The sequence below is a fragment of the Hydrogenophaga sp. genome (assembly GCF_026125785.1).
Taxonomy (GTDB): Bacteria; Pseudomonadota; Gammaproteobacteria; order Burkholderiales; family Burkholderiaceae_C; genus Hydrogenophaga.
The window spans coordinates 33196-58387 of sequence record NZ_JAHCKL010000002.1 but is presented as its reverse complement, the minus strand read 5'-3'; the positions used below and the strand labels follow the sequence as shown (position 1 = coordinate 58387).

General features: G+C 66.6%; 25 protein-coding genes. 9 read left to right on the top strand and 16 right to left on the bottom strand.

All coding sequences use genetic code 11. The features are described from left to right. Window positions 1-28: 28 nt before the first annotated feature. The 7 genes from KIT53_RS02480 to KIT53_RS02450 form a co-directional block, all read right to left on the bottom strand. On the bottom strand, window positions 29-982 hold the full coding sequence (locus KIT53_RS02480; protein WP_297747118.1) for a Gfo/Idh/MocA family oxidoreductase: 954 nt from the start codon (window positions 980-982) through the stop codon (window positions 29-31). A gap of 43 nt (window positions 983-1025) precedes the next feature. After that, complete coding sequence (locus KIT53_RS02475; protein ID WP_297747116.1) at window positions 1026-1880, bottom strand: class III extradiol dioxygenase subunit beta; 855 nt, start codon at window positions 1878-1880, stop codon at window positions 1026-1028. Window positions 1881-1882: 2 nt separating this feature from the next. After that, entirely contained in the window at window positions 1883-2326 is a 444-nt protein-coding gene (gene ligA / locus KIT53_RS02470) for a protocatechuate 4,5-dioxygenase subunit alpha (RefSeq protein WP_297747114.1), read from the bottom strand. Between the two features lie 85 nt (window positions 2327-2411). After that, a complete protein-coding gene (locus tag KIT53_RS02465) occupies window positions 2412-3329 on the bottom strand; it encodes an amidohydrolase family protein (RefSeq protein WP_297747112.1) in 918 nt (305 codons plus the stop codon). An 89-nt stretch (window positions 3330-3418) separates the two neighbouring features. Continuing rightward, window positions 3419-4102, bottom strand: a complete 684-nt coding sequence (gene ligK, locus KIT53_RS02460) for a 4-carboxy-4-hydroxy-2-oxoadipate aldolase/oxaloacetate decarboxylase (protein WP_297747110.1) — start codon at window positions 4100-4102, stop codon at window positions 3419-3421. Window positions 4103-4113: 11 nt separating this feature from the next. Further along, window positions 4114-5148 carry an amidohydrolase family protein gene (locus KIT53_RS02455; RefSeq protein WP_297747108.1) on the bottom strand — a complete coding sequence of 345 codons (1035 nt, stop codon included), beginning with the start codon at window positions 5146-5148 and terminating at the stop codon, window positions 4114-4116. Then, a complete protein-coding gene (locus tag KIT53_RS02450; protein ID WP_297747104.1) occupies window positions 5145-5864 on the bottom strand; it encodes a substrate-binding domain-containing protein in 720 nt (239 codons plus the stop codon). The genes KIT53_RS02455 and KIT53_RS02450 overlap by 4 nt, the downstream gene beginning before the upstream one ends. 118 nt (window positions 5865-5982) lie before the next feature. Here KIT53_RS02450 and KIT53_RS02445 point away from each other — a divergent pair, with 118 nt between their 5' ends. Next, window positions 5983-6891 (top strand): LysR substrate-binding domain-containing protein, encoded by a 909-nt coding sequence (locus KIT53_RS02445; protein WP_297747101.1) that lies wholly within the window; start codon window positions 5983-5985, stop codon window positions 6889-6891. A 40-nt stretch (window positions 6892-6931) separates the two neighbouring features. On the opposite strand, the gene KIT53_RS02440 is transcribed toward KIT53_RS02445, so the two are convergent. From KIT53_RS02440 to KIT53_RS02410, 7 genes are all read right to left on the bottom strand, one after another. Next, window positions 6932-7912 (bottom strand): tripartite tricarboxylate transporter substrate binding protein, encoded by a 981-nt coding sequence (locus tag KIT53_RS02440; protein ID WP_297747097.1) that lies wholly within the window; start codon window positions 7910-7912, stop codon window positions 6932-6934. Continuing rightward, window positions 7909-9225, bottom strand: coding sequence for a TRAP transporter large permease (locus KIT53_RS02435; protein WP_297747094.1), 1317 nt, complete (start codon window positions 9223-9225; stop codon window positions 7909-7911). Before KIT53_RS02435 ends, KIT53_RS02440 begins: the two co-directional genes overlap by 4 nt. After that, entirely contained in the window at window positions 9225-9749 is a 525-nt protein-coding gene (locus tag KIT53_RS02430; protein WP_297747091.1) for a TRAP transporter small permease, read from the bottom strand. Before KIT53_RS02430 ends, KIT53_RS02435 begins: the two co-directional genes overlap by 1 nt. 123 nt (window positions 9750-9872) lie before the next feature. After that, the gene (locus tag KIT53_RS02425) at window positions 9873-10913 is read right to left on the bottom strand and encodes a TRAP transporter substrate-binding protein (RefSeq protein WP_297747088.1); all 1041 of its coding nucleotides are present in this window, start codon (window positions 10911-10913) and stop codon (window positions 9873-9875) included. Window positions 10914-11031: 118 nt separating this feature from the next. Then, a complete protein-coding gene (locus tag KIT53_RS02420) occupies window positions 11032-12015 on the bottom strand; it encodes a PDR/VanB family oxidoreductase (RefSeq protein WP_297747085.1) in 984 nt (327 codons plus the stop codon). Window positions 12016-12070: 55 nt separating this feature from the next. Then, complete coding sequence (locus KIT53_RS02415; RefSeq protein WP_297747081.1) at window positions 12071-12850, bottom strand: GntR family transcriptional regulator; 780 nt, start codon at window positions 12848-12850, stop codon at window positions 12071-12073. A 2-nt stretch (window positions 12851-12852) separates the two neighbouring features. Further along, window positions 12853-13932 (bottom strand): aromatic ring-hydroxylating dioxygenase subunit alpha, encoded by a 1080-nt coding sequence (locus KIT53_RS02410; protein ID WP_297747079.1) that lies wholly within the window; start codon window positions 13930-13932, stop codon window positions 12853-12855. A gap of 138 nt (window positions 13933-14070) precedes the next feature. Here KIT53_RS02410 and KIT53_RS02405 point away from each other — a divergent pair, with 138 nt between their 5' ends. Beyond that, on the top strand, window positions 14071-15198 hold the full coding sequence (locus KIT53_RS02405; protein ID WP_297747076.1) for a 5-methyltetrahydropteroyltriglutamate--homocysteine S-methyltransferase: 1128 nt from the start codon (window positions 14071-14073) through the stop codon (window positions 15196-15198). Window positions 15199-15222: 24 nt separating this feature from the next. Continuing rightward, on the top strand, window positions 15223-15831 hold the full coding sequence (locus KIT53_RS02400; RefSeq protein ID WP_297747073.1) for a 2-hydroxychromene-2-carboxylate isomerase: 609 nt from the start codon (window positions 15223-15225) through the stop codon (window positions 15829-15831). A 15-nt stretch (window positions 15832-15846) separates the two neighbouring features. Here KIT53_RS02400 and KIT53_RS02395 read toward each other — a convergent pair whose 3' ends face one another. Together KIT53_RS02395 and KIT53_RS02390 are read right to left on the bottom strand one after the other, a co-directional pair. After that, window positions 15847-17685 (bottom strand): AMP-binding protein, encoded by a 1839-nt coding sequence (locus KIT53_RS02395; RefSeq protein ID WP_297747070.1) that lies wholly within the window; start codon window positions 17683-17685, stop codon window positions 15847-15849. A gap of 10 nt (window positions 17686-17695) precedes the next feature. Further along, a complete protein-coding gene (locus KIT53_RS02390) occupies window positions 17696-18565 on the bottom strand; it encodes an amidohydrolase family protein (RefSeq protein ID WP_297747067.1) in 870 nt (289 codons plus the stop codon). A gap of 122 nt (window positions 18566-18687) precedes the next feature. Between KIT53_RS02390 and KIT53_RS02385 the strand changes: the two genes are divergently transcribed. The 6 genes from KIT53_RS02385 (at window position 18688) to KIT53_RS02360 (ending at window position 25120) form a co-directional block, all read left to right on the top strand. Further along, complete coding sequence (locus KIT53_RS02385) at window positions 18688-19476, top strand: crotonase/enoyl-CoA hydratase family protein (protein WP_297747064.1); 789 nt, start codon at window positions 18688-18690, stop codon at window positions 19474-19476. Between the two features lie 159 nt (window positions 19477-19635). After that, on the top strand, window positions 19636-21489 hold the full coding sequence (locus tag KIT53_RS02380) for a feruloyl-CoA synthase (protein ID WP_297747061.1): 1854 nt from the start codon (window positions 19636-19638) through the stop codon (window positions 21487-21489). Window positions 21490-21498: 9 nt separating this feature from the next. Next, on the top strand, window positions 21499-22746 hold the full coding sequence (locus KIT53_RS02375; RefSeq protein WP_297747058.1) for a thiolase family protein: 1248 nt from the start codon (window positions 21499-21501) through the stop codon (window positions 22744-22746). Window positions 22747-22759: 13 nt separating this feature from the next. Next, window positions 22760-23524, top strand: a complete 765-nt coding sequence (locus KIT53_RS02370; protein ID WP_297747055.1) for an SDR family NAD(P)-dependent oxidoreductase — start codon at window positions 22760-22762, stop codon at window positions 23522-23524. After that, window positions 23521-23940 (top strand): acyl-CoA thioesterase, encoded by a 420-nt coding sequence (locus KIT53_RS02365; RefSeq protein ID WP_297747052.1) that lies wholly within the window; start codon window positions 23521-23523, stop codon window positions 23938-23940. The genes KIT53_RS02370 and KIT53_RS02365 overlap by 4 nt, the downstream gene beginning before the upstream one ends. Before the next feature lie 46 nt (window positions 23941-23986). Then, window positions 23987-25120, top strand: a complete 1134-nt coding sequence (locus KIT53_RS02360) for an ABC transporter substrate-binding protein (protein ID WP_297747049.1) — start codon at window positions 23987-23989, stop codon at window positions 25118-25120. Window positions 25121-25192 lie beyond the last annotated feature (72 nt).

Below are 25192 nucleotides of genomic sequence, written 5' to 3'. Positions count from 1 at the left end.
CCCGGGGAGCAGCGGTGGAGCGCGGGACTTACTTCAGCTGCTGCTCCAGCTTGTGCAACACCTCGTAGCAGGCGAACACCTTGGCCACGCTGGAGTTGGGCTCACGGCCTTCGCGGATGGCGGCGAAGAACTCACGGTCCTGCAGCTCGATGCCGTTCATGCTCACATCCACCTGGGACACATCGATCTTCTCGTCTTTGCCGGTGTACAGGTCGTCGTAGCGTGCGATGTAGGTCGCGGTGTCGCCGATGTAGCGGAAGAAGGTGCCCAGCGGACCGTCGTTGTTGAAGCTCAGGCTGAGCGTGCAGATGGCGCCGTTGGCGGCCTTGAGCTGGATGCTCATGTCCATGGCGATACCCAGCACCGGGTGGATCGGCCCCTGCACGGCGTTGGCCTGCACGATGGGGCTGTTGGCCTGGTAGGCGAACAGGTCCACGGTGTGCGCGGCGTGGTGCCACAGCAGGTGATCGGTCCAGCTTCTCGCCTGGCCCAGCGCGTTGGTGTTGGTGCGGCGGAAGAAGTAGGTCTGCACATCCATCTGCTGGATGTTGAATTTGCCGGCCTCGATCTGCTTGCGCACGTACTGGTGGCTGGGGTTGAAGCGGCGGGTGTGGCCGCACATGGCCACCAGACCGGTCTTCTTCTGTAGCGCCACCACGTCCTGCGCGCCCTTGAGGCTGTCGGCCAGGGGGATCTCCACCTGCACATGCTTGCCGGCGTTCAGGCAGGCGATCGTCTGCTCGGCGTGCATCTGCGTCGGCGTGCAGAGGATGACGGCGTCCAGCTCCTTGAGGGCGAGCGACTCGGCCAGGTCGGTGGTGACGTGGTCGATGCCGTACTTGGCGGCCACTTCCTTGGTCTTGTCGAGCTCACGCCCGATCAGCGAGATCACCTCGACGCCGTCGATGTTCTTGATGCCGTCCAGGTGCTTGACGCCGAAAGCGCCGGCACCGGCGAGTGCGACTTTGATGGTTTTGCTCATGAGGATTCTCCTGTTCAGGCCGAACGGGTGTGGTTGCGAAGGGTCAGGTGTTTTCTAGGATGAGGTGGCCGACGGCGGTATTGCTTGCAGGCACGTGGTAGAAGCGGTGCGCCACCTTGGGTGGCTTGCCCCCGGCGACATCGTCCATCGCGCCGCGCGCGATCAGCCACATCACGAGCTCGATGCCTTCGCTGCCCGCTTCGCGCACGTAGTCGATGTGCGGGATGTCGGCGGCGGCCTCGGGGTTGTCGATGAGCTTGTCGAGGAAGGCGTTGTCAAAGGCCTTGTTGATCAAGCCGGCGCGCGGTCCCTGGAGCTGGTGGCTCATGCCGCCGGTGCCCCAGATCTGCACATTGAGGTCCTTGTCGAAGCTGTCCACCGCCTTGCGGATCGCCTTGCCCAGGTTGTAGCAGCGCCGGCCGCTGGGCACGGGGTACTGCACCACGTTGACCGCGAACGGGATCACCGGGCATGGCCAGGCCTCGGGTTGGCCGCACATCAGCGACAGCGGCACGGTCAAGCCGTGGTCCACGTCCATCTTGTTGACGATGGTGAGGTCGAAGTCCTGCTGGATCACCGACTGCGCGATGTGCGAGGCCAGTTCGGGGTGGCCGTACACCTTGGGCACGGGGCGCGGGCCCCAGCCTTCGTCGGCGGGCTGGTACTCGGCCGCCGTGCCGATGGCGAAGGTCGGGATCATCTCCAGGCTGAACGCCGTCGCATGGTCGTTGAAGACCAGGAAGATCACATCGGGCTTGTGGTCCTTCATCCACTGCTTGGAGAAGTCGTAACCCTTGAAGACCGGCTGCCAGTAGGCCTCCTGCGTCTTGCCGAGGTCCAGCGCCGCGCCGATGGCGGGCACGTGCGAGGTGTAGACGGATGCGGTAATGCGTGCCATGGTCAGTTGCCCTTGTTCTTGCCGGCGGCGCCCTGCGGCTGGCGGTGCGCCTGGGCATCGCCGTCTTCGCCGATCACGCGGTTGCCTTCGGCCGAGCGGCCGCCCGCGATCATCATGTTGCGGTATTCCTCCTCGGTCATGCCCGTCATGGAGCCGGCCATCTGCTGGAAGCTCTTGCCGTCGGTGGCACCGATCTTGGCCAGGAAATAGATGTTGCCGCCCAGGCGAATGCACCAGTTGAGGTCGCGCGCGAGGACGGCCTGCTTCTGCTCTTCAGACATCGGCCACTGGTCCAGGTAGGCGCGCTCGTCGGCCTTGAACTTCTCGCGGTTCTCGGCCTTCATGAGGCTCATGCAGAACTGGTTGAGCCAGTAGCCCATGCGGCTCTGCTCGGCGTCGAAAATGGTCGTGCCGGGCACGTCCAGGTACGGTTTCTCAAGAGCCATGATCAGGCCTCCCGCCGGGCCGCCCCAAGGGCGGTCTGCTCCCCCTTGGGGGGCTGCGAATACACGAAGTGATGAGCGTGGGGGTTCATTGCTGCTCCTCGGGCCAGTACAGGCGCATGGGGTTGTCCACCAGCAGCTTCTTCTGCAGCGCCGGCGTGGTCGCGACATGCGGGATGAAGTCAACCAGCAGCCCGTCGTCGGGCATGTGGTCCTTCAGGTTCGGGTGCGGCCAGTCGGTGCCCCAGAGCACGCGATCGGGGAACTCCTCGACCACGCGGCGCGCGAAGGGCACCACGTCGCGGTAGGCGGCCTGCTCGCCGTCCAGCGCCTTGGGGCCGGTCACGCTCAGGCGCTCGGGGCAGCTCACCTTGCTCCAGACGTTCTGGTGCTCGCGCATGAATTTCAGGAAGAGCTCGAACTCGGGTCCGTCCACCGGCTTGCTCACATCGGGACGGCCCATGTGGTCCACCACCACGGTGGTGGGCAGGCTGGTGAAGAAGTCCCACAACTCGGGCAGGTCCACCGCCTCGAAGTAGATCACCACGTGCCAGCCCAGCTTGGCGATGCGGCCGGCGATCTCCATCAGCTCGTCCTTGGGCGTGAAGTCGACCAGTCGTTTGACGAAGTTGAAGCGCACGCCACGCACACCGGCGTCGTGCAGTTCCTGCAGTTCCTGGTCGGTGATGCTGCGGCGCACGGTGGCCACGCCACGCGCCTTGCCACCGGAGGCACGGCAGGCATCCACCATGGCGCGGTTGTCGGCACCGTGGCAGGTGGCCTGCACGACCACGTTGCGGGCGAAGCCCAGGTGGTCGCGCAGCGCGAAGAGCTGCTGCTTGCTCGCGTCGCAGGGCGTGTACTTGCGCTCGGGCGCATAGGGGAACTCGTCGCCGGGGCCGAAGACGTGGCAATGCGCGTCCACGCTGCCGGGCGGCAGCTGGAAGCGCGGCTTGCTCGGACCGTTGTACCAGTCCAGCCAGCCCGGGGTTTTCTCAAACTTCATGCGTTGGTGCTCCAGGTATGCCGTTCGCCCTGCGCCTGTCGGAAGGTTCACCCATGGGGCGAGGGCTTCGACGGGCTTGGCGAACGGGGTCAGTCGATGTATTTCAGTCCCGCGGCGGCCAGCGGCTCGCGCATCTTGTACATGTCCAAGCCCAGCACGCCGCTGGCCAGCTTGGCGCGCTTCTCGCCTTCGTTGGCCTCGCGCGCGCGGGCGGCTTCCAGCGTCTTCTGCACCAGCGCGCGCGGCACCACCACCACGCCGTCGTCGTCGGCGACCACGGCATCGCCGGGGTTGACGATCATGCCGGCGCACACCACCGGGATGTTGACCGAGCCCAGCGTGGCCTTGATGGTGCCCTTGCTGCTGATGGCCTTGCTCCACACCGGGAAGTTCATCTCGGTGAGCGTCTTCACGTCGCGCACCCCTGCGTCGATGATGAGAGCGCGTGCGCCCCGGGCCTGGAAGGACGTGGCCAGCAGGTCGCCGAAGTAGCCGTCGGTGCACTCCGCGGTGATGGCCGCGACCACCACGTCACCGGGCTGGATCTGCTCGGCCGCGACGTGCATCATCCAGTTGTCGCCGGGGTGCAGCAGCACCGTGACCGCCGTTCCGGAGATCTGCGCGCCGGCATAGATAGGACGCATGTAGGGCTTGAGCAGGCCCACGCGGCCCATGGCCTCGTGCACCGTGGCCGAGCCCAGGGCGGCCAGCGCGTCGGTGGCCGCGCGGTCGGCGCGGGTGATGTTGCGGTAGACAACGCCAAGTTCGTACATGAAAAGACTCCTTACAGGCCCTTGGCCTTGAGACGCGCATCCAGGCGCGGGAAGACGCGGCGCACATTGCCTTCGTAGATCTGGTGCTTGTCGTCCGCACTCAGGATCTTCGACGCCTCGATGTAGCGCTTGGTGTCGTCGTAGTAGTGCCCCGTCGTGGGGTCGATGCCGCGCACCGCACCGATCATCTCGGAAGCAAACAGCACGTTCTTCACCGGGATCACGGTATTGAGCAGGTCGATGCCCGGCTGGTGGTAGACGCAGGTGTCGAAGAAGATGTTGTTGAGCACGTGCTCGTCGAGCAGGGGCTTCTTCATCTCCTGGGCCAGGCCACGGAAGCGGCCCCAGTGGTAGGGCACCGCGCCGCCACCGTGCGGAATCAGGAACTTCAGCGTCGGGAAGTCCTTGAACAGATCACCCTGGATGCACTGCATGAAGGCCGTGGTGTCGGCGTTGAGGTAGTGCGCGCCGGTGGTGTGGAAGCAGGCATTGCAGCTGGTGCTGACGTGGATCATCGCCGGCAGGTCGTACTCCGCCATCTTCTCGTAGATGGGATACCAGTGCCTGTCGGTCAGCGGCGGGCTGTTCCAGTGGCCGCCAGAGGGATCGGGGTTGAGGTTGATGCCGACCGCGCCGTACTCCTTGACGCACTTCTCCAGCTCGGGAATGCAGGTCTTGGGGTCCACGCCCGGGCTCTGCGGCAGCATCGCCACCGGCACGAAGTTGTCGGGAAACAGCGTGGAGACGCGGTAGCAGAGTTCGTTGCAAATGGCGGCCCAGGTGCTGGAGACGTTGAAGTCGCCGATGTGGTGGGCCATGAAGCTGGCGCGCGGCGAGAACAGCGTGATGTCGCTGCCCCGCTCCTTCATCAGGCGCAACTGGTTGGTCTCGATGGACTCGCGCAGTTCGTCGTCGCTGATCTTGAGATCGGCCGCCCTGGGCATGGCCGCAGGGTCCTTGATGCCGGCGATCTGCTGGTTGCGCCAGTTCTCCAGCGCCTTGGGGGCCGTGGTGTAGTGACCGTGGCAATCGATGATGAGGCTCATGCGTTCTCCTGGGTGTGATTCTGGGATGCGGGCTCCATGCCCTGACGGCGTTTGGCCTCGTCGGCCTGCGGCGAAGCCATGAAGTCCAGCATGGCGGCCACGGCGTCGGCCTGGCCGGTGGCCACGGGCACGCCGGCTGAAAACGTGGTGACGATCTGGATGGACGGCGGCAGCGCCCCCACCACCGTGATGCCGGGGACATGCAGCAGCTCGCTGAGCTGCTGGAAACCGAGTTCGACCTCGCCGCGCGCCACCAGCGAGCCCACCGGCACGCCGGGCGGTGCCTGCACCATGCGCGGCGCGATCTGCTCGGCAATGCCCCAGCGCTCGAACAGCCGGGCCAGCGCCACGCCGCTGGGGCCAGTGGAATAGCTGATGCTGCGCGCGGCCAGCACGGCTTCACGCACCGACGCTTCCGAAGACAAGTCGGGCAGCGCGGCACCTTGCTGCACCGCCACAGCCACGCCCGAACGCACCAGGTCCACCCGGCTGCCCACGCGCAGATGGCCGCCGGCAATGAGCTTGTCGATCGCGTCCGAGGCCAGGATCACCACGTCGAAGGGTTCGCCGGCCTGAACGCGCTTGGCCGCGTCCACACCACCCACCGATTCGATGTTCACCGCGGTGCCCGGCGCAAGCCGGCCGTAGCCGGCCACCAGTTCGGCCAGCACCTGGCGCGTGGCCATGGACGAGATTCCGCGGATTTCCTGGGACATGGGACCTCTGTGTCGGATGGAAAACGGGCATTGTGAAGCGACACCAGCCTGATGAAAAGTCACATGGCAGGCTATCAGCTAGAACAAAAAAACATAACTGACTATGATCGCCCTCTTCATGGACCTGAAGCAGATCGAGTACTTCGTGCGCGTTGCCGAACTGGGCAGCTTTACCCGGGCGGCGGTGGCACTGAACGTGGCGCAACCCGCGCTCTCCCGCCAGGTGCGCCTGCTGGAGGTGGAACTGCGCCAGAACCTGCTGGTACGCAACGGTCGGGGCGCCACGCCCACGGAGGCCGGCAAGCTGCTGCTGGCGCATGGCCGCGGCATCCTGCACCAGGTGGAGCGCGCCCGTGAAGAGCTGGGCCGGGTGCGCGGTGCGCTGGCCGGCCACGTCGCCATGGGCCTGCCGCCCAGCCTGGCGCGCGTGCTGGCGGTGCCGCTCACACGCGCCTTCCGCCGCCAGTTGCCAGAAGCCAGCCTGTCCATCAGTGAAGGCCTCTCGGCCACCATGCAGGAATGGCTGGCCACCGGCCGGCTGGACATTGCCGTGCTCTACAACGCCCGGCCCGCGCCCGACCTGGAGATCCACCCGCTGTACGACGAGGACCTGATGCTGGTGGAGCCGCGCCCGCCGGGCCTGCCCGAAGACCCCCCTCCGCCACCGGTCCCGCTGCGGAACGTGGCGCGCCTGCCGCTGGTGATTCCCAGCCGGCCCAACGCAATCCGCATGCACGTCGAAGCGGAGATGGCCAACATCGGCTGCCGGCCGACAGTGGCCCTGGAAATCGACGGGGTGTCCGCCATCCTGGACCTGGTGGCCGACGGTGCCGGCGCCGCCCTGCTCTCGCGCAACGCGGTCGCCAGCTCGATCCGGCCGTCGGCCTACCGCATGCGACCCGTCAGCGACCCGCCGCTGCGCACCCGCCTGTGCCTGGCCGTGAGTTCGCAGCGCCCCGCCACGCTGACCCAGCAGGCCACGCTGGCGCTGATCCGCAGCACGCTGGAGCAGCTCAACGCCCGTTGACCCGCACGTACGCGCTCAAGCGGCGCTGCGGCCCTGGCCGTCACTGCTTCTGGATGCCCGCACGCTCGATCACGCGGCTCCAGCGCTGAATGTCCCCAACCAGCAGCGCCTGGGTCTGCTCGGGCGTGGACGAACGTGGGTCGATGTTGAGTTCGCGCAGTTTTTTCTGCACCTCGGCATCGGCCACGGACGCGGCGATCTCGCGCTGCAGGCGGTCCACCACCGCGCGCGGCGTCTTCGCGGGAACCGCCAGCGCATTCCAGGACGAAGCCAGGAAACCACCGACGCCGGCCTCGGCCGCCGTGGGCACGTCGGGCAGCACCGTCGAGCGCTTCTCGCTGGCCACAGCCAGGGCCTTGAGCGCACCGCCCCGGATCTGCGCCAGCACGGGCGCCAGGATCTCCACGCCGACGTCGACCTGCCGGCCACGCAAGGCACCGATGAGGTTGGGCGTGCCGTTGAACGGCACGATCTGGCCATCGATGTCGGCACTGCTCTTGAACAGCTCGGCAGCGAGGTGCTGGGTGCTGCCGATGTTGATGCTGCCGATGTTGAGGCGGCCCGGGTTGGCCTTGGCGTAGGCCAGCAGTTCGGCAAAGGTCTTGAACGGCGCCTCGGGGTGCGCGACCACGGCGATGTCGAAGAAACCGAGCGTGGACACCGGCGTGAAGTCCTTGACGGTATCGAACGGCAGCGACTTGAACAGGCTGGCGGTGACGGCCGTTCCGTTGGACATCAGGAACAGACTGTGGCCGTCGGGTTCCGCGCGGGCCACGCTCTCGGCAGCCACCACGCCACCGGCGCCAGGGCGGTTCTCGATCACCACCGGCTGACCCAGGCGCTCGCCCAGTCGGGCCGCGACGATGCGCGCCGTGAGGTCGCCCACGCCACCGGCGGCAAACGGCACCACGATGCGCAGGCCTTTGGAAGGAAAGACGGCTTGCTGCGCCTGCGCGGGACCGGCAAGCACCGCGCCGATTGAAATGGCAGCTCCAAGCAGGCTGCGGCGAGGCAGGTTCATAGACGCAGGACAAACAAGGTGATGGATGGGAAAGCCACCAGGATGGCGGTGCGGATCATGTCGCTGGCCACGAAAGGCATGACGGCACGGTAGGTCTGCGTGATGGGCACGTCCTTGGCCATCGAGTTGATGACGAACAGGTTCATGCCCACCGGCGGCGTGATCAGCCCGACCTCCACCACGATCAGCACCAGGATGCCGAACCAGATGGCGAACTCCTCGGGCGGCAGGCCAAAGTCCAGCGCGGTCACGATGGGGAAAAACACCGGGATGGTGAGCAGGATCATGGACAGGGAATCCATGAAACAGCCCAGGATGATGTACAGCACCAGGATGGCCACCAGCACCAGCCAGGGGTTCAGGCCGGAACCCGCCACCAGTTGCGCCGCTTCCTGCGGCAACTGCGACAGCGCGAGGAAGGTGTTGTAGAGGCCGGCACCGAGAACGATCATGAAGATCATGCCGGTGGCGACGGCGGTCCCCATCACGGCGCCCATCAGCGTCTTGCGGTTCAGGCCGCCACCCACCCAGGCGGCAATACCCGTGCCGAAAGCACCCACGGCCGCACCCTCGGTGGGCGTGAATACGCCGGTGTAAATACCGCCGACGACCACCATAAAGATCACCAGAACCGGCCAGACCTTGGCCGTGGCCACCCACCGCTCTTTCATTGGCAGGGGCTTCATGCTGCCCACGTCCTGGGGCTTGAGCCTGGCATAGATGGCCAGAACGATCATGTAGCCGATGGCGGCCAGGATGCCGGGAACGAACGCCGCCAGGAAGAGCTTGGCGATGTTCTGTTCCGTCAGGATGGCATAGATCACCAGCACCACCGATGGCGGGATCAGGATACCCAGCGTGCCACCCGCTGCCAGCGTTGCAGTGGAAATGCCACCGGCATAGCCCGCGCGCTTGAGTTCGGGCAGGGCCACCTGTCCCATGGTGGCCGCCGTCGCCAGAGAGGACCCGCAGATGGCGCCGAACCCGGCACACGCACCCACCGCGGCCATGGCCACACCCCCTTTGCGGTGCCCGATCCAGGCCTCGGCCGCCTTGAACAGCGCCTGCGACAAACCACCCAGCGCGGCAAACTGCCCCATCAACAGAAACAGCGGAATCACCGAAAGGTTGTAGTTGGAGAACGTGCTGTAGGAAATCTGCTTGAGCTGATTCAGGATGGGATCGGCGCTGCCATAGATGAGCCAGGCCCCGCCGAGCCCGCACACCAGCATGGACAAGCCAATCGGCACACGGATGAAGATGAGCAACAGCATGATCGGAAACGACCATGCGGCGAGTTCAACGCCAGACATCAGTGGCCTCCTTCGTTGGCTTGAACGGACCAGCCGGCCGGTTCGGATGCGAGACCCAGTTCAGTCAACGTCTTGGCGATGTAGCTGAGGCAGCCGATGACCGCCCCCACCAGACACAGCGCATAGGCCCACCAGATCGGCATGAGCAGGATGAAGGTGGTCTCCAGGTACTCCTTCTTCTCCAGCATGCCTTCATAGAGCTTCCAGGTCATCACCAGCCAGACCACCAGCATCAACACGTCGCTCACGATGTTGACCGTCTTGCGGGCGGCAGGGGGCATGTAGCTGTACAGCAGATCCACGGTGGCATGCCCGCCGCGGAGGTAACACCAGGGCAGGAAGAAGAACACGGCAACGGCCGTCCCCACCTCCACCAATTCGAAGTCCCCGGGCACCGGGCCCAGGCCGATGCCGATCAGCGCACGTCCTGACACGCTCGCGACGACCATGAGCGTCAGGGCACACAGCACGATGCCTCCGACAAGCGCCGACCACCAGGCCAGCCGGTACACAAAACCAATCATTTCGCGCTCTTTCAGAAAGAAGTCCCAAAACACCGACCCGAATTGTCCACCATCATCTACTTCTGCCTCACAAAAAATGGCCGCCCCCTCGGGGACGGCCATGGATGGATGGAATCCGAGCGCTCAGCGAGCGTACTTGGCGATCAGGGCCCGCGCCTCGGAGGCGAGTTTGGCACCATCGACACCCTTGCCTTTCATCTCGTTGATCCAGTCGGTTTCCACGGTGGCGGCGGTTCGGCGCCAGCGCTGTGTCTCCGCGGCGTCCAGCGCGACGATGTTGTTCTTGGCCTTCTCCGCGATCTCCCTGCCCGCCTTGTCGCCTTCGTCCATCGCCCTGCCAAACATGGCCGCGGCCTCGATGCCCGAATTGGCGTCGATCACCTTTTTCAGGTCCGCCGGCAGCTTGTCGTACGACGCCCTGTTCATGGCAAATGCGAAGGTCTGTGTGTAGAGCCCCTGAGCACCCGCGAACGTCGTGTGGTTCTTCACCAGTTCCGTCACCTTCAGCGAGGGCGTGACTTCCCAGGGAATGGTGGTGCCATCGATCACGCCCTTGGACAAGGCCTCGGTCACCGCGGGCACCGGCATGCCAACGGGCGTGGCACCCAGCTTGGTCAGCATGTTGTTGATGATGCGCGAGCCGCCGCGGATCTTCATGCCGCGCAGGCTCTCCAGTCCGGTCACCGGTGTCTTGGTGTGGAACAGGCCGGGACCATGGGTGTGCACCGCTATCAGCTTCACGTCCTTGAACTCGTCGGCAGCGAACTTGTCGACGTACTCCTGAAAGGCGCGCGAGGATTGTTCGGCCGATCCGCTCATGAAAGGCAGTTCGAACACTTCGGACTTGTTGAAGCGCCCCGGCGTGTAACCCAGCACGGTCCAGGTCAGGTCCACGACGCCGTCACGCGCCTGGTCGAACAGTTGCGGCGGCGCGCCGCCCAGTTGCATCGCGTGAAAGAGCTGCACCTTGATGCGGCCGCCGGAATCGGCCTCGACCTTCTGCGCCCAGGGCACCAGGGCCTTGGCGGGGATGGTGGCCTGCGGCGGCAGCATCTGGTGCAACCGCAGCGTGACCACCTGCTGCGCCATGGCGTTGCCGGTTGCCGCGGCAAGCGCCACGGCACCCAAGGCGCACAGAGTGGTACGGCGTTTGAAAAGGCTCATGCTTGTCTCCATTCTTGGGTGGGTTCCGGTCCTTGGGCGTGCGGGCGAGCCTGGAAGCCGGATGTAGGAAGAAACGCCATGCCCACACAGGGAAACGCTGGGTCGTGCCGGACAAGGCTCAGGCGTGCTCGGCGCGCCATGCGGTGTCCAGCGTGATGCTGCCCTCCACGCGGGACACGCAGGCGCAGATGCGCCGGTTGTCCCTCTTTTCCTCGGTGCTCAGAAACACGTCGCGGTGGTCGATACGGCCTTCCAGCCCCAGCACGTCCAGCGCGCACAGGCCGCATTCGCCGCGGCGGCAATCGCTCATCACCTCGATGCCAGCGGCCTCCAGCACCTCCAGCAGAGGTTGATCGGCGGGTACCTCCAGGCGGACCCGGTGGCGCGGCAACTCGACCTTGAAGCCGGTGCTCTGCAGCCGGCCGCCGCTGCCAAAGGTCTCGAAGCGCAGGCTGGGCAAGGGCCGGCCTGCAGCGAGCCAGTGCGAGCGCACCGCGTCCAGCAGCCCTGCGGGGCCGCACACGTAGGCCTGCGCACTAGGCGGCAGCGCGTCGATCTCCGCCGCCAGGTCCAGCCGTTCGCCGCGCGAGGAAACACAGGTGCTCAAGGCATCGCCCAGCAGCTCACGCAGCGTCTCGCCATAGGCCAGTTCGCTCTCGCTGCGCGCCGCATACAAGAGCCGCACCTGGTGACCGCGACGTGACAGGGCCTGCGCCATGGAGACCATGGGCGTGATGCCGATGCCGCCGGCCACCAGCAAGGTGGCAGGGGCCATGAAACCCAGCGGAAAGTGGTTCTGCGGCGTGCCCACCTCGATCGCGTCGCCTACACGCAACTGCCACATGGCGCGCGAGCCGCCGTGGCCATCGTCCAGCCGCTTCACCGCAATGCGGTAACCGGCCACCTCGTCGGGCGAACCCACCAGCGAATAGCTGCGCACCTGTCCGCGCCCGCCCACCTCCAGCCGCACCTGCAGGTGCGCGCCAGGCGACCAACGCTCGGTCGCCCCTTCGAGCGGCGACAGGATGAACTCACGCACCGTGGGAGTCAGGTCACGCAGACCGACCACCGACGCGCCGTGCCAGGAAAGCGTACTTTTCATGGGAAGAAGAAAAAGGAGAGAAAGGCCGGGGAGCGGCGCGAAGAGAGCATGTCCACTACCTCCGCCGAATGAGCTTGAGCGCCGGCATGGCTCCGGGCGCATGCACCGTGGCAGGACCGGCCAGCACATCGCGCAGGTTGCGTTGGGCCAGGCGCGAGTGCTCACGCATGATGGCTTCAGCGCGCGCACCTTCGCGCCGCTCGATGGCATCGAGCACCTGGCGGTGCTGGTCCTGTGCGACGACGAGCATGTCTCGCGCCCGGCTGGAATGTGCCTGCACCACCACGAAACCGGAAGGCGATGCAAAAGGCAGGGTCAGCACCTTTTCCAACTGGCGAAGAATGGTGGGGCTTTCGGCCATCTCCCAGACCAGCGTATGGAACTGGCTGTTGAACGACACGTAGGCGGTGAAGCCCTCGTCGTTGAGCGCGGGCGCCGCCAGCACTTCGTCAAGCCGGTCCAGGCAACGCCGCGCCTCGGCCAGCACCACGCCGGGCGCGCCTCGCTCGGCCGCCAACCGGGCGAGCAGGCCTTCCAGCGTGCCGCGCAACTCGATCGCATCGGCGATATCGCGCTCGGAAAACGTCTGCACCACATAGCCGCCGTTGGGCAGCGCCTGCAACAGGCCCTCCTGTTCAAGCCGCATGAGGGCGGCCCGGATGGGCGTGCGCGAGACGCCCAGGCGTTCGACGATGGCCAGTTCGGCGATGCGCGAACCACCGGCCAGTTCGCCGGACAGGATCAGCTCGCGCAGTTGCAGCAGCGCGCGCACCTGCGCGCTCTCCGTCCCGGAACTCTCGCTGGACGGCGTGGACACGGCAGGGGTCTGCGACATGCTCAGCCGGCCCTGCGAATGGGGATGACGGTGGCGCCAGGCCGCTCCTGCTCCACCAGCTTGTCGATCAGGCGGCGCGCCCACATCGCACCCGCGTCGATGTTGAGGTTGTAGAAGCGGTGGTCGGGGTGTTCTTCGATCGCCCTCTGCTGCGCCTCCAGCACCAGCTCGTCCTCGCGGAAGATGCTGGCCACCCCTTCGCGCAGCTGGTGCGTCAGGCGCTGCTCTTCCAGGCAGTAGTTGCGCGCAAAAGCCCAGAAGTACAGGCAGCTGTTGCCCGTCTCGGGCGTGATGGTGTTGAGCACGTAGCCGTTGACGCCCTGGCTGCGATCGCCCTGCGGAGCGCCACTGCCGGCAGGGGCCACGCCCACGTCGATCGCCACCGTGCACGGCGCCTCGAACCGGATGATCTGCCAGCGGTCCACCGGACCGCTGTAGCCGCGCGCCTGGCGGATCTGTCCGGCCCAGAACGGTGGCGCCTCGATGTTCTCCATCCAGCGCGTGACGGTGGCGGTGCGCTCGCCGTGGGTGGCCTGGAAGGGGGCCTCGGCCACCGCGCGGTTGCCGATGCTGCTGCCGTGCACGAAGGTCTCGTGCGTCAGGTCCATGAGGTTGTCCACCACCAGGCGGTAGTCGCACTTCACCCGGATCATCTTGCCGTCGGCCGCCCAGGCCGGGTCGTGGTTCCAGTGCAGGTCGGGCACCAGCGCGGGATCGGCCAACGCGGGATCGCCGGGCCAGATCCAGACAAAGCGGTGCTTCTCCACCACCGGAAACGACCGCACGCAGGCCGTGGGGTTGAGCGTCTCCTGGCTGGGCATGTGGGTGCAGCGCCCCTCGGCGTTGAAGACCAGGCCGTGGTAACCGCAGACCAGTTCGTCGCCTTCGAGCCGCCCCATGGACAGCGGCAGCAGGCGGTGCCAGCAAGCGTCCTCCAGCGCCGCCACCGCGCCATCGGTCTGCCGGTACAGCACAAGCTTCTGGTTGCAGATGGTGCGCGCCAGGAGACTGCGCCCCACCTCGACGTCGTAGGCGGCGGCGTACCAAGCGTTGAGCGGGAAATGCAATGGCGTGGTGTTCATGGGATACGCACTGTATACATAAACTCCGAATTTTCAAGACTTTAAGCCAATAATTGGGGTTTTCCATAGGTTTATGTATTCATGAAAGACTGGCAAAGTACTTTCGATACCCCGTCCACCCCTTCACAGGATCTCTACATGACCCAGCGCACCCGCCCCCCCTTCCGGGCCGACCACGTCGGCAGCTTCCTGCGTCCCGCCTACCTGCTGGAGGCCCGCGAGAAAAAGGCGAAGGGGGAGATCAGCCCGGCCCAATTGCGCGAGGTGGAAGACCGTGCCATCACCGAGATCGTGAAGTTCCAGGCCGACGTCGGCCTGCAGTCCATCACCGACGGCGAATTCCGCCGCACCTATTTCCACATCGACTTCCTGGAGCAGCTGGGCGGCGTGAAGACCGACATCCCGGTGACCATCCGCAAGCCGGACGGCACGGAGGAACTCGCGCCGCCGGTCATTCGCGTCATCGACAAGGTGCGCCACGCGAAAAACATCCAGCTCGCCGACTTCGAGTACCTCAAAGCCCAGGTCGCGGCACTCGGCCTGCCCGCGCTCACCCCCAAGGTCACCATCCCCTCGCCCACCATGCTGCACTTCCGGGGTGGCCGCGCGGGCATCAGCAAGGAGGCCTATCCCGAGCTGGACCCGGCCTTCTACGACGACGTGGCCAAGGCCTACGGCGAGGAACTGCAGAGCCTGGCCAACGCCGGCTGCACCTACGTGCAGATGGACGACACCAACATGGCCTACCTGTGCGACGAGCGCATGCGCGAGGCCGCCCGCCAGCGCGGCGACGACCCCAATGAGCTGCCGCACCGCTACGCGAACTTCATCAACAAGGTGGTGGCCCACAAGCCCGCCGGCATGACGCTGGCCATGCACCTGTGCCGGGGCAATTTCAAGAGCACGCACGCCGCCGCCGGCAACTACGAGCCGGTGGCCGAGGCCCTGCTCTCGGAAATGAAGCTGGACGCCTTCTTCCTCGAATACGACGACGACCGCTCCGGCGATTTCCGCCCGCTGCGCTACCTGGGCAAGGACAAGATCGTCGTGCTGGGCCTGGTCACCACCAAGTTCGGCCAGCTCGAAAGCAAGGACGACCTGAAACGCCGCATCGACGAAGCCGCGAAGTACGCACCGCTGGAGCAGATGTGCCTGTCGCCCCAGTGCGGCTTCTCCAGCACCGTGCACGGCAACAACATCGCCGTGGAAGACCAGCGCAGGAAACTGGCCCTGGTGGTGGAGACGGCCCACGAAGTCTGGGGATAAGGGAAGCCGATGACCATCGGCGCCATGCCTTCGCCGCTGCATTTCCATTTCGACTTCATCTCGCCGTACGGCTACCTGGCCTCCTTGCGCATCGAATCGCTGGCCGCTCGCCATGGACGCCGCGTGGAATGGCACGCCATGCTGCTGGGCGTCTCGGTGCTCAAGGTCATGGGCCTCAAGCCCCTGATGGAAACCCCGCTCAAGGGGGACTACATCGCGCGCGACGTGCCGCGCTGCGCGCGCGAAGCCGGCGTGGTGCTCGGCCGCACGCCCGGCGCGGCGGTGATGAACCCGCTGCCTTCGGCGCGCGCCTTTGCCTGGGTGCGACGGCACCACCCCGCGCAGGCCGCGGCGACCGCACACGCCATCTACCAGGCGTACTGGGGCGAAGGCCGCGACCTCTCCACACCGCAGGCACTGCAGGCCATCGACGTTCCTGGCGGGCCCTCTGGCCACGCACTGGCCGATGCCGCGGGCAGCGATGAGGCCGCCGCGCTGCTGCGCGCCGACGTGGAGGCGTCTTTGCAAGCCGGTGTGTTCGGCTCACCCACCGTGGTGGTGGACGGCGAGATGTTCTGGGGCCTGGACAAGCTCGACCAACTCGACCGCTGGCTCACACGCGGCGGCTGGTGAGGCCTGGCGCCGCGCTCAGCCAAAACGCAGCACCACCTCCACCGCGATGGCCGCCAGGCTGGCGCGCAGGCGCTCGGCCAGGGCCTCGTCCCCCGCACCCTCCAGCACCACCTCCGCGCGCTGGCGCCCGCCCTGCTCGCTCGCCCTCACCTGCGCGCGACGATCCGGCGCGGTTTCGGCCAGCAGTTCGCGCAGCTTGATCTCGATCGCACGCAGGCGCAGATCCGGCTTGAACACCTTGCCAATGGCGGTCATGGGCAGGGCATCGAGCACCACCACACGGCGTGGACAAGCCGGGCGTTCGTAGACCGTGGGTGCCACCGCGGCCAGCAAGGCCTGGGCATCGACGTCGGCACCGGGCTTGAGGGTGACGAACGCCACCGGCAGTTCGCCCGCGTAGGCATCGGGTTCGGCGACCACCGCGCACAGGGCCACCGCCGGATGGGCGAGAAACGCGTCCTCGACCAGGCCGGGGTCGATGTTGTGCGAACCCCGAATGATCACGTCCTTGGCGCGGCCGGTCACATGGACGCGACCGGCCTCGTCCAGATGGCCCAGGTCGCCAGAGACGATCCAGCCCGACTCGAACATGCCGGCATCGCGGGACGCATCGGTGTAGCCCGGGCTCACATGCGGTCCGCGCAGCACCAGCACACCGGTCTCGCCAGCGGCGCAACGTTCGTGCAGCCTCGCCGAGCCATCGCGCCATCGCACCGCGTGCACCTCGGTGTACGGCAGGCGCAGACCCGCCGAGCCGGGCGTGCGTGGACCGCGCAAGGGTTCGATGCTCACCAGCCCCGCACATTCGGTCATGCCCAGGATGTTGCGCACGGCAATGCCCGTGGCCGCTTCGAAGCGCTGCGCCAGTTCGGCCGGCAGCGGCGAACCGCCTGTGTAAGCCGCCCGGACGCTGCGCACGTCCGCATCCAGCGGAACCCCCAGCAGGGTGGCCAGCACGGTGGGCACACAGGCCAGGTGCGTCACCTGCTCGCGTTCGCAGAAGCGCCAGTAGGCGCGCACGAACGCGGTGTTGCGCATGCCTGAAAGCGTGGGCAGCACCTGGCGCGCGCCTATGGCCAGCAGCGCCAGGCCGTAGACGAATGCCCCCGCGACGTGGAACAGCGGGAAGCCGTTGATTTCGACCGCGCGCTCGTCCATGTCGTAGAAGGCGTGCGCAAACCAGGCCGTGTGCGCCTCGTTGCCCTGCGTGTGCTGCGCCAGCTTGGGCGCGCCGGTGGTGCCGCCCGTGTGAAACAACGCCACCACCCGGTCGGGATCCAGATCAGGCTCGAACCCCAGCGTTTCCGACTGCTGCGCCAGCAGCTCCTGCAGCACCGGCACGCCTTCGGCCAGCATCTCGCCGGCACGTATCTGCAACAGCGGCAGCGGGTGCAGAGCGCGCACCTGCTCCGCCACCGGCCAGACCGCCAGTTCGTCGCTGGGGCCGAGAGCCACCAGCAGCCTGGCGTTGGACGCCCGCAGCAGGCTGGCGATGTGCCCTGGCTGCAGCAGGTAGTTGATCGGGCAGACCCGGCCCGCCAGTTGCGCGCCCCAGAGGACCATGTGCGCCTCGGGCGTGTTCGGCGCCAGCAAGGCCACGGTATCGCCTGGCCCCACGCCCATGGCGCGAAACAGGTTGGCGGCGCGGTGGACGCCAGCCAGAAAAGTGCGGTACGTGATGCGCCGCGGCGGCGTATCCAGCGCGGCGTCGGGCAGAAAAGTGAAGGCTTCGCGCTCGGCAAAACGATGCGCAGCCGCGCGGATCAGCGCATACGGACTGCGGTGCGGAGCCACCTCTTCGCGCCCGGTGAGCTCCAGGCGCTCGATGTCGGCAAGCGAAGCGAAGGCCTGCATGGCCCGCCCCTCAGGCGGCGCCCAGCCCGAGCAGGCGCACCGCGTTGCCCTTGAGAATGCCGGGCATCACCTCGGGTTTGAAACCAGCCACCTCGAAGTCCTTCATCCAGCGCTCCGGCGTGATCAGCGGGTAGTCGCTGCCAAACAGCACGCGGTCCTTGAGCAGCGTGTTGGCGTACTGCACGAGTTGCTTGGGAAAGTACTTCGGGCTCCAGCCAGAGAGATCGATCCAGACGTTGGGCTTGTGCGTGGCCACGCTGAGCGCCTCGTCCTGCCAGGGGAAGCTGGGGTGCGCCATCACGATCTGCATGTCGGGGAAATCAATGGCCACGTCGTCCAGGTGCATGGGGTTGCTGTACTCCAGCCGCAGGCCGCCGCCGCAGCGCATGCCCGAACCGATGCCGCTGTGCCCGGTGTGGAAGATGGCCGGCAGCTTGTGCGCGTTGATCACCTCGTAGATCGGCCAGGCCATGCGGTCGTAAGGGTGGTAACCCTGCACCGTGGGGTGGAACTTGAAACCCTTGACCCCTTCTTCCCGGATCAGCCGCTCGGCTTCGCGCGCCCCCATCTTGCCCTTGTGCGGATCGATGCTGGCAAAGGCCATCATCATGTCGCTGTTCTCGCGCGCCGCCTGTGCGATCTCCTCGTTCGGGATGCGGCGGCGCCCCAGTTGGGACTCGCTGTCCACCGTGAACATGACCAGGCCGATCTTTCGCTCGCGGTAGTAGGCGATGGTCTCCGCAATGGTGGGCCGACGGTTGCTGCCGAAGTACTTGTCGGCCGCACGGTCGTACTCCTCGCCGTAGTTGTCGAATGGATTCCGGCAACTCACTTCCGCGTGGGTGTGGATGTCGATAGCGACGAGATTCTGGTGGTCCATGGATGTCTCCGTTGATCGGACCCTAGGGTAAACACGGGGGTCCGGTGTGGGGGTTCGGGCTTGTTTTGGTTATTGTTTATAACAATAATGCCGACCTACATCAAGCACTCCTCATTGTCCCCATGTCCACCCATTCCAATGACATCCGCCTGAGTCTGCAAGGGGCTTCGTCCGAGATCGCGGTCATCGCACTCAACCGCCCCACCAAGCGCAACGCGCTCAACGACGGGCTGGTTCTGGGTATCCGGGACATCTTCCAGAACCTGCCCGGCAGCGTGCGTGCCGCGGTCATCCATGGCGAGGGCGAGCACTTCTGCGCCGGCCTGGATCTCTCCGAACTCAGCGAACGCGACGCCGGCCAGGGCCTGATGCATTCGCGCATGTGGCATGCGGCACTGGACTGCGTGCAACACGGCCCGGTGCCGGTGGTGGCGGCCATGCATGGCGCGGTGGTGGGCGGCGGACTGGAGCTGGCCAGTGCCTGTCACATCCGCGTGACGGACGAGTCCAGCTTCTTTGCGCTGCCCGAGGGCACGCGCGGCATCTTCGTCGGCGGCGGCGGTTCCGTGCGCATTCCGCGCCTGATCGGCGCCGCGCGCATGACCGACATGATGCTCACCGGCCGCGTCTACAAGGCCGCCGAGGCCGAGCGCATCGGCCTGGCCCAGTACCTGGTGCCCACGGGCACCGCCCTGGACAAAGCTCTGGAACTGGCCACCCGCATCGCCAGCAATGCACCACTGACCAACTACGCGCTGATGCACGCGCTGCCGCGCATCGCCGAACAACCGGCCGACCAGGGCTTCTTCACCGAAGCGTTGATGGCGGCCATCGTGCAGAACGCGCCCGAGGCGAAGGCGCGGGTGCGTGATTTCCTGGAAGGCCGCGCGGCCAAAGTGAAAAAGGAGTGAGGGTACCCCCGCGCCGCCTTCGGCCTCCCTCCCCCGGGGAGCGATGCCGGCGGTCCGACGGAACCGGTTGCGCATCCCTGGCGGGTGCAAGTACGCCGACACACCTGCGCTTTGCGCCCCTTGCTCATCGTCAGACAACCCACACATGCCGGAGACAGAATGACTGCAGCGAAGTACCGTCCCTTGAAGTTCGGCGTCACACGGGCCGTGCTGCGTGACGGCCCCGAGGGTGTGCACTACCTGCGGGCCGCGCAGGACTTGCCAGCCTTCCCCGAGCGCATCACCGACCGGCTGGTGCACTGGGCCCGGACGCGCCCGGAGCAGACCTTGTTCGCCCGGCGCGCGAAGCAGGCGGACGGGAGCACGGGCGATTGGCAGCACATCAGCTTCGCCCAGGCGCTGGACGCGGCGCGGCGCATCGGCCAGGGTCTGCTGGACCGTGGACTGTCTGTCGAACGGCCGGTGCTGATCCTGAGCGAGAACGACCTGGAACATGCGCTGCTGGCGCTGGGCTGCATCTACGCGGGCATTGCCTACTGCCCGACGTCGCCGGCCTACTCGCTGATCAGCCAGGACTTCGACAAGCTGCACCATGTGGTGAAGACGTTGACGCCGGGCCTGGTGTTCGCCGCCGATGCGCAGCGCTATGGCCGCGCCATGCTCGCCACGCTGGACGAGAACGTGGAGCTGGTCACCACCTCCGGCACCGTGCCGGGCCGGGCCACCACGTCCTTTGCATCGCTGCTGGCCACCCAGGCAACGCCTGCCGTGGACGCGGCCATGGCCGCCACGGGCCCGGACACCATCACCAAGTTCCTATTCACCTCGGGCTCGACCAAGATGCCCAAGGCGGTGATCAACACCCAGCACATGTGGTGCGCCAACCAGCAGCAGATGACCGAGTCCATGCCGGTGCTGCAGGAGCAGCCTCTGGTGCTGGTGGACTGGCTGCCGTGGAACCATACCTTTGGCGGCAACCACAACTTCGGCATGGTGCTCTACCACGGTGGAACGCTGTACATCGACGACGGCAAGCCCACGCCCGCGCTCATGGGTGAGACGCTGCGCAACCTGCGTGAGATCGCACCCACGGTGTACTTCAACGTGCCCACCGGTTTCGAGGCCATCGCCAACGCGATGAAGACCGACGACGCACTGCGCAAGACGCTGCTCTCGCGCGTGAAGATGTTCTTCTACGCTGGCGCGGCCCTGGCCCAGCCGGTCTGGGACGCGCTGCACGCCGTGCAGGAGCAGGAGATCGGCGAGCGCATCGTGATGGGCACGGGCCTGGGCATGACCGAGTCAGGCCCCTTCGGCATCTTCGTCACCAGCCCGGATGTGCGCGCGGGCGACCTGGGTCTGCCCACGCCGGGCCTGGAACTCAAGCTGGTGGACATCGACGGCAAGACCGAGGTGCGCTACAAGGGGCCCAACATCACGCCGGGCTACTGGCGCATGCCAGCCGAGACCGCCGACTCCTTCGACGAGGAAGGTTTCTTCAAGACCGGCGACGCGGTGAAGTGGATCGACGAGACCGACATCCACCAGGGCCTGAAGTTCGACGGCCGCATCGCCGAGGACTTCAAGCTGGCCACCGGCACCTTCGTGAGCGTGGGTCCGATGCGCGCCAAGATCATCGCCGCTGGCGCACCCTACATCCAGGACGTGGTGCTCACCGGGTTGAACATGAAGGAGGTCGGTGCCATGGTCTTCCCCACGCCGGCGGTGCGCGCGCTCAGCGGGCTGCCGCCGGAAGCCTCCATGCACGACGTGCTCAACGCCGCGCCGGTGCTCGCGCACTTCCAGGGCGTGGTCAACGAACTGGCCCGAACCGCCACCGGCAGCGCCAGCCGCATTGCGCGCCTGTGCCTGCTGGCCGACCCGCCCACCATCGACCGCGGCGAAATCACCGACAAGGGCTCCATCAACCAGCGCGCCGTGCTCAGCCACCGCGCGGAGACCGTGGCGCATCTGCACGACGACTCGCTGCACGCGATCATCAAACCCGAGTAAAGACACGATATGGCTTCCCGAGGATTCTTCAACGCCTTCGCCGACGTCTGGCTGCTGGACGGCGTGCGCACGCCGATGGTGGACTATTGCGGTGCGCTGGGCCATATCTCTCCCACCGACCTGGGCATCAAGGCCGCGCGCGCAGCGCTCGAACGTGCCGGCGTTCCAGGCGAGCATATTGGCTCGGTGATCACCGGCAACATGGCACCGGGCGACTTCGACCAGTTCTTCCTGCCGCGCCACATCGGCCTGTACGCGGGCGTGCCGGTGGAAGTGCCGGCCATCATGGCGCAACGCATCTGCGGTACGGGTTTCGAACTGTTCCGGCAGGCGGGCGAGCAGATCCAGGGCGGTGCCTGCGAAGCGGCGCTGGTGGTGGGCACGGAGAGCATGACGCGCAACCCGATCGCGGCGTTCGACCACCGCACCGGCTTCAAGCTGGGTGCGCCGGTGGGCTTCAAGGACTACATGTGGGAAGCGCTCAAGGACCCGGCGGCCGGCATCAACATGATCCAGACCGCCGAGAACCTGGCGAAGAAGTACGGCATCACCCGCGAAGCGGTGGACGAATTCGCCAGCGCCTCCTTCGCCAAGGCCGTGGCCGCACAGGAGAGCGGCTTCCTGGCCGGTGAGATCGTGCCGGTGGTCAGTGAGAAATTCGAGCTCGAAGGCTACAAGGCCCGCGGCATCCGGCTGCAGGGCAAGGTGACGGAAGTGGCCACGGACACCCACCCGCGCACCTCGCCGGTGGAGGTGCTGGCCAAGCTGAAACCGGTGTTCGACGGCGGGGTGCAGACCGGTGGCAACAGTTCCGCGCTGGTGGACGCCGCAGCGGCCTGCGTGGTCAGCTCGGGTACCTACGCCAAAGCCCAGGGCAAGAAGGCGCTGGCGCGCGTGGTCGCTGCCGCGGCGGTCGGCGTGCCGCCCGAGATCATGGGCATAGGCCCGGCGCCGGCCATCCGCCTGTTGCTCGATCGCACCGGCTTGCGGCTGGACGACATCGCCCGCATCGAGGTCAATGAAGCCCAGGGCGCGCAGACACTGGCCGTGGCCAGGGAACTGGGCATGGACCTGGCCCGCCTGAATGTCAACGGCGGCGCGATTGCCCTGGGCCACCCGCTGGCGGCCACCGGCGTGCGCCTGACCCTCACGCTGGCGCGCGAACTGCAGCGCAGCGGCGCCCGGTACGGCATCTCCAGCGCCTGCGTCGGCGGCGGACAGGGCATGGCCCTTCTCATTGAAAACACCCAGGCCTGAAAGGACCACATTCATGAACATCCAAGGACAAGCGGCGCTGGTCACCGGCGGCGGATCGGGACTCGGTGAAGCCACCGCCCGCGAACTCGCGCGCCAGGGCGCCAAGGTGGCCGTGCTCGACGTGAACCTGGACAACGCCAGGCGCGTGGCGGCCGACATCGGCGGCGCCGCCTTCGCCTGCGACATCACCAACACCGAGAGCCTGCAGGCCGCACTGGATGCCGCCACGGCCGTGCATGGGCCGGCCCGCATCCTGATGAACATCGCCGGCATCGGCACGGCCAAGCGCGTGGTGGGCAAGGACGGCAGCGCCGCGCCGCTGGAGGATTTCGCCAAGGTCATCAACGTCAACCTGGTCGGCACCTACAACGCCAGCCGGCTGTTCGCCGCGGCCTGCGCCAAGCTCGACCCGCTGGCCGATGGCGAGCGCGGCGTGATGGTCTTCACCGCCAGCGTGGCGGCTTTCGATGGCCAGGTGGGCCAGCAGGCTTACAGCGCCTCCAAGGGCGGGCTGGTGGGCATGACGCTGCCCATGGCACGCGACCTGGCGCAGCACGGCATCCGTGTCTGCACCATCGCGCCCGGCCTGTTCGCCACGCCGCTGATGAAGCAGTTGCCGGAAGCGGTGCAGCAGTCGCTGGCGGCGAGCATCCCCTTCCCGCCGCGCCTGGGCAAGCCCGAGGAGTTCGCGCAACTGGCGGCCCACATCGTGACCAACACCCACCTCAACGGCGAGGTGATTCGCCTGGACGGCGCCCTGCGCATGGCCCCACGATGAGCAAAGTGGTTGTCTACGAGGTGGAAGTGATGTTCGGGGACTGCGATCCCGCCGGCATCGTCTTCTTCCCGAACTTCTCCAAGTGGATGGACGCGTCTTCGCTGAATTTTTTCGTGAAGTGCGGCGTTCCGCCCTGGCGCGAACTCGTGAAAACGCGCGGCATCGTGGGAACCCCTCTGCTGGAAATCCACACCAAGTTCATGCGACCGGCCACGTACGGCGAGCGCCTCCAGGTGCACACCAGCGTGACCGAGTGGCGCGAGAAAGTGTTCATGCACAGGCACGTGGTCCAGCGCGGTGACGACGTGCTGTGCGAAGGCACCGAGACCCGTGCGTTCGTGATCCACCCGCCAGAGGCGCCTGACCGCATCAAGGCCATCCCGGTGCCCGAGGACATCAAGGCCCTCTGTTCCTGAAACCGTTTCCCACCCGCCCTTTCCACCAACCCCAGAAGGAGACACCATGAAAGCAGCCAAAACCCTCGTCGCCATCGCCATCACGGCACTTGGCAGCACCGCCGCGCTGGCCGACATCAACATCGGCGTGAGCCTCTCGCTCACCGGCCCCGGCTCCGGCCTGGGCATTCCGATGCAGAACCAGTTCAAGCTTTTCCCGCAGACCATCGCAGGCGAGAAGGTGAACCTCATCATCCTCGACGATGCGAGCGACCCAGGCAAGGGTGCCGCCAACGCGCGGCGCTTCGTGACCGAGGACAAGGTCGACCTGATCATCGGCTCCTGCCTCACCCCGGTGGCCGCGGCCATCACACCGGTGGCCACCGAGGCCAAGACGGTGCAGTTGGCGGCATCCCCGGTCGGCTCGCCTCCCGGCGCCGATCAATGGCTGTTCCGCCTGCCGCAAGGCAACGACGTGATGGCCCATGCCATGGTCGAGCACATGAAGAAGCAGGGCATCAAGACCATCGGCTTCCTTGGCTACACCGATGCCTATGGCGAACTGTGGCTCAAGGCCATCACGCCGGCTGCCGAGAAGGCCGGCATGAAGGTGGTGGCGGTCGAACGCTTCGCCCGCACCGACACCAGCGTGACGCCACAGGCGCTCAAGCTCAGCTCGGCCAACCCGGATGCGATTCTGGTCGTCGCTTCTGGCTCGGGTGCCGCGATGCCGCACAAGGCGATCGTGGAGCGCGGCTACAAAGGCAAGATCTACCAGACGCACGCCGCGGCCACGCCCGATCTGGTGCGCATCGGTGGCAAGGACGTGGAAGGCTCCTACGTGGTGTCCGGCCCGGCCGTGATCGCCGAGCAGTTGCCCGACAGCCATCCCTCCAAGAAGCTGGCCGTGGACTTCGTCACCCAGTACGAAAAGCTGGTCGGCCCGGGTTCTCGCAACCAGTTCGCCGGCCACAGCTACGACGCGGCCATTGCCCTCGCCAAGGCCGTGCCGATCGCCCTGAAGAACGGCAAGCCCGGCACGCCGGAGTTCCGCGCCGGATTGCGCGACGCCTTCGAAACCATGGGCCGCACGGTCTTCGCGCACGGCGTGATGAACTGGACCAAGGACGACCACTGGGGCTACACGAACGAAACCGGCGTGATGCTCAAGGTGGTTGACGGCAAGTTCAAGGTGGACTGATTCGGAGTTCCCCCAGCGCCGCTGCCGCGGCTTCCCCCCTTTGCGGCGCGTCTTTGGCGCTTCGAGGGGGGA

Coding starts and splice junctions, on each gene's coding strand:
- KIT53_RS02480 (WP_297747118.1), bottom strand. CDS start 982: ATGAGCAAAACCATCAAAGTCGCACTCGCCGGTGCCGGCGCTTTCGGC.
- KIT53_RS02475 (WP_297747116.1), bottom strand. CDS start 1,880: ATGGCACGCATTACCGCATCCGTCTACACCTCGCACGTGCCCGCCATC.
- ligA (WP_297747114.1), bottom strand. CDS start 2,326: ATGGCTCTTGAGAAACCGTACCTGGACGTGCCCGGCACGACCATTTTC.
- KIT53_RS02465 (WP_297747112.1), bottom strand. CDS start 3,329: ATGAAGTTTGAGAAAACCCCGGGCTGGCTGGACTGGTACAACGGTCCG.
- ligK (WP_297747110.1), bottom strand. CDS start 4,102: ATGTACGAACTTGGCGTTGTCTACCGCAACATCACCCGCGCCGACCGC.
- KIT53_RS02455 (WP_297747108.1), bottom strand. CDS start 5,148: ATGAGCCTCATCATCGATTGCCACGGTCACTACACCACGGCCCCCAAG.
- KIT53_RS02450 (WP_297747104.1), bottom strand. CDS start 5,864: ATGTCCCAGGAAATCCGCGGAATCTCGTCCATGGCCACGCGCCAGGTG.
- KIT53_RS02445 (WP_297747101.1), top strand. CDS start 5,983: ATGGACCTGAAGCAGATCGAGTACTTCGTGCGCGTTGCCGAACTGGGC.
- KIT53_RS02440 (WP_297747097.1), bottom strand. CDS start 7,912: ATGAACCTGCCTCGCCGCAGCCTGCTTGGAGCTGCCATTTCAATCGGC.
- KIT53_RS02435 (WP_297747094.1), bottom strand. CDS start 9,225: ATGTCTGGCGTTGAACTCGCCGCATGGTCGTTTCCGATCATGCTGTTG.
- KIT53_RS02430 (WP_297747091.1), bottom strand. CDS start 9,749: ATGATTGGTTTTGTGTACCGGCTGGCCTGGTGGTCGGCGCTTGTCGGA.
- KIT53_RS02425 (WP_297747088.1), bottom strand. CDS start 10,913: ATGAGCCTTTTCAAACGCCGTACCACTCTGTGCGCCTTGGGTGCCGTG.
- KIT53_RS02420 (WP_297747085.1), bottom strand. CDS start 12,015: ATGAAAAGTACGCTTTCCTGGCACGGCGCGTCGGTGGTCGGTCTGCGT.
- KIT53_RS02415 (WP_297747081.1), bottom strand. CDS start 12,850: ATGTCGCAGACCCCTGCCGTGTCCACGCCGTCCAGCGAGAGTTCCGGG.
- KIT53_RS02410 (WP_297747079.1), bottom strand. CDS start 13,932: ATGAACACCACGCCATTGCATTTCCCGCTCAACGCTTGGTACGCCGCC.
- KIT53_RS02405 (WP_297747076.1), top strand. CDS start 14,071: ATGACCCAGCGCACCCGCCCCCCCTTCCGGGCCGACCACGTCGGCAGC.
- KIT53_RS02400 (WP_297747073.1), top strand. CDS start 15,223: ATGCCTTCGCCGCTGCATTTCCATTTCGACTTCATCTCGCCGTACGGC.
- KIT53_RS02395 (WP_297747070.1), bottom strand. CDS start 17,685: ATGCAGGCCTTCGCTTCGCTTGCCGACATCGAGCGCCTGGAGCTCACC.
- KIT53_RS02390 (WP_297747067.1), bottom strand. CDS start 18,565: ATGGACCACCAGAATCTCGTCGCTATCGACATCCACACCCACGCGGAA.
- KIT53_RS02385 (WP_297747064.1), top strand. CDS start 18,688: ATGTCCACCCATTCCAATGACATCCGCCTGAGTCTGCAAGGGGCTTCG.
- KIT53_RS02380 (WP_297747061.1), top strand. CDS start 19,636: ATGACTGCAGCGAAGTACCGTCCCTTGAAGTTCGGCGTCACACGGGCC.
- KIT53_RS02375 (WP_297747058.1), top strand. CDS start 21,499: ATGGCTTCCCGAGGATTCTTCAACGCCTTCGCCGACGTCTGGCTGCTG.
- KIT53_RS02370 (WP_297747055.1), top strand. CDS start 22,760: ATGAACATCCAAGGACAAGCGGCGCTGGTCACCGGCGGCGGATCGGGA.
- KIT53_RS02365 (WP_297747052.1), top strand. CDS start 23,521: ATGAGCAAAGTGGTTGTCTACGAGGTGGAAGTGATGTTCGGGGACTGC.
- KIT53_RS02360 (WP_297747049.1), top strand. CDS start 23,987: ATGAAAGCAGCCAAAACCCTCGTCGCCATCGCCATCACGGCACTTGGC.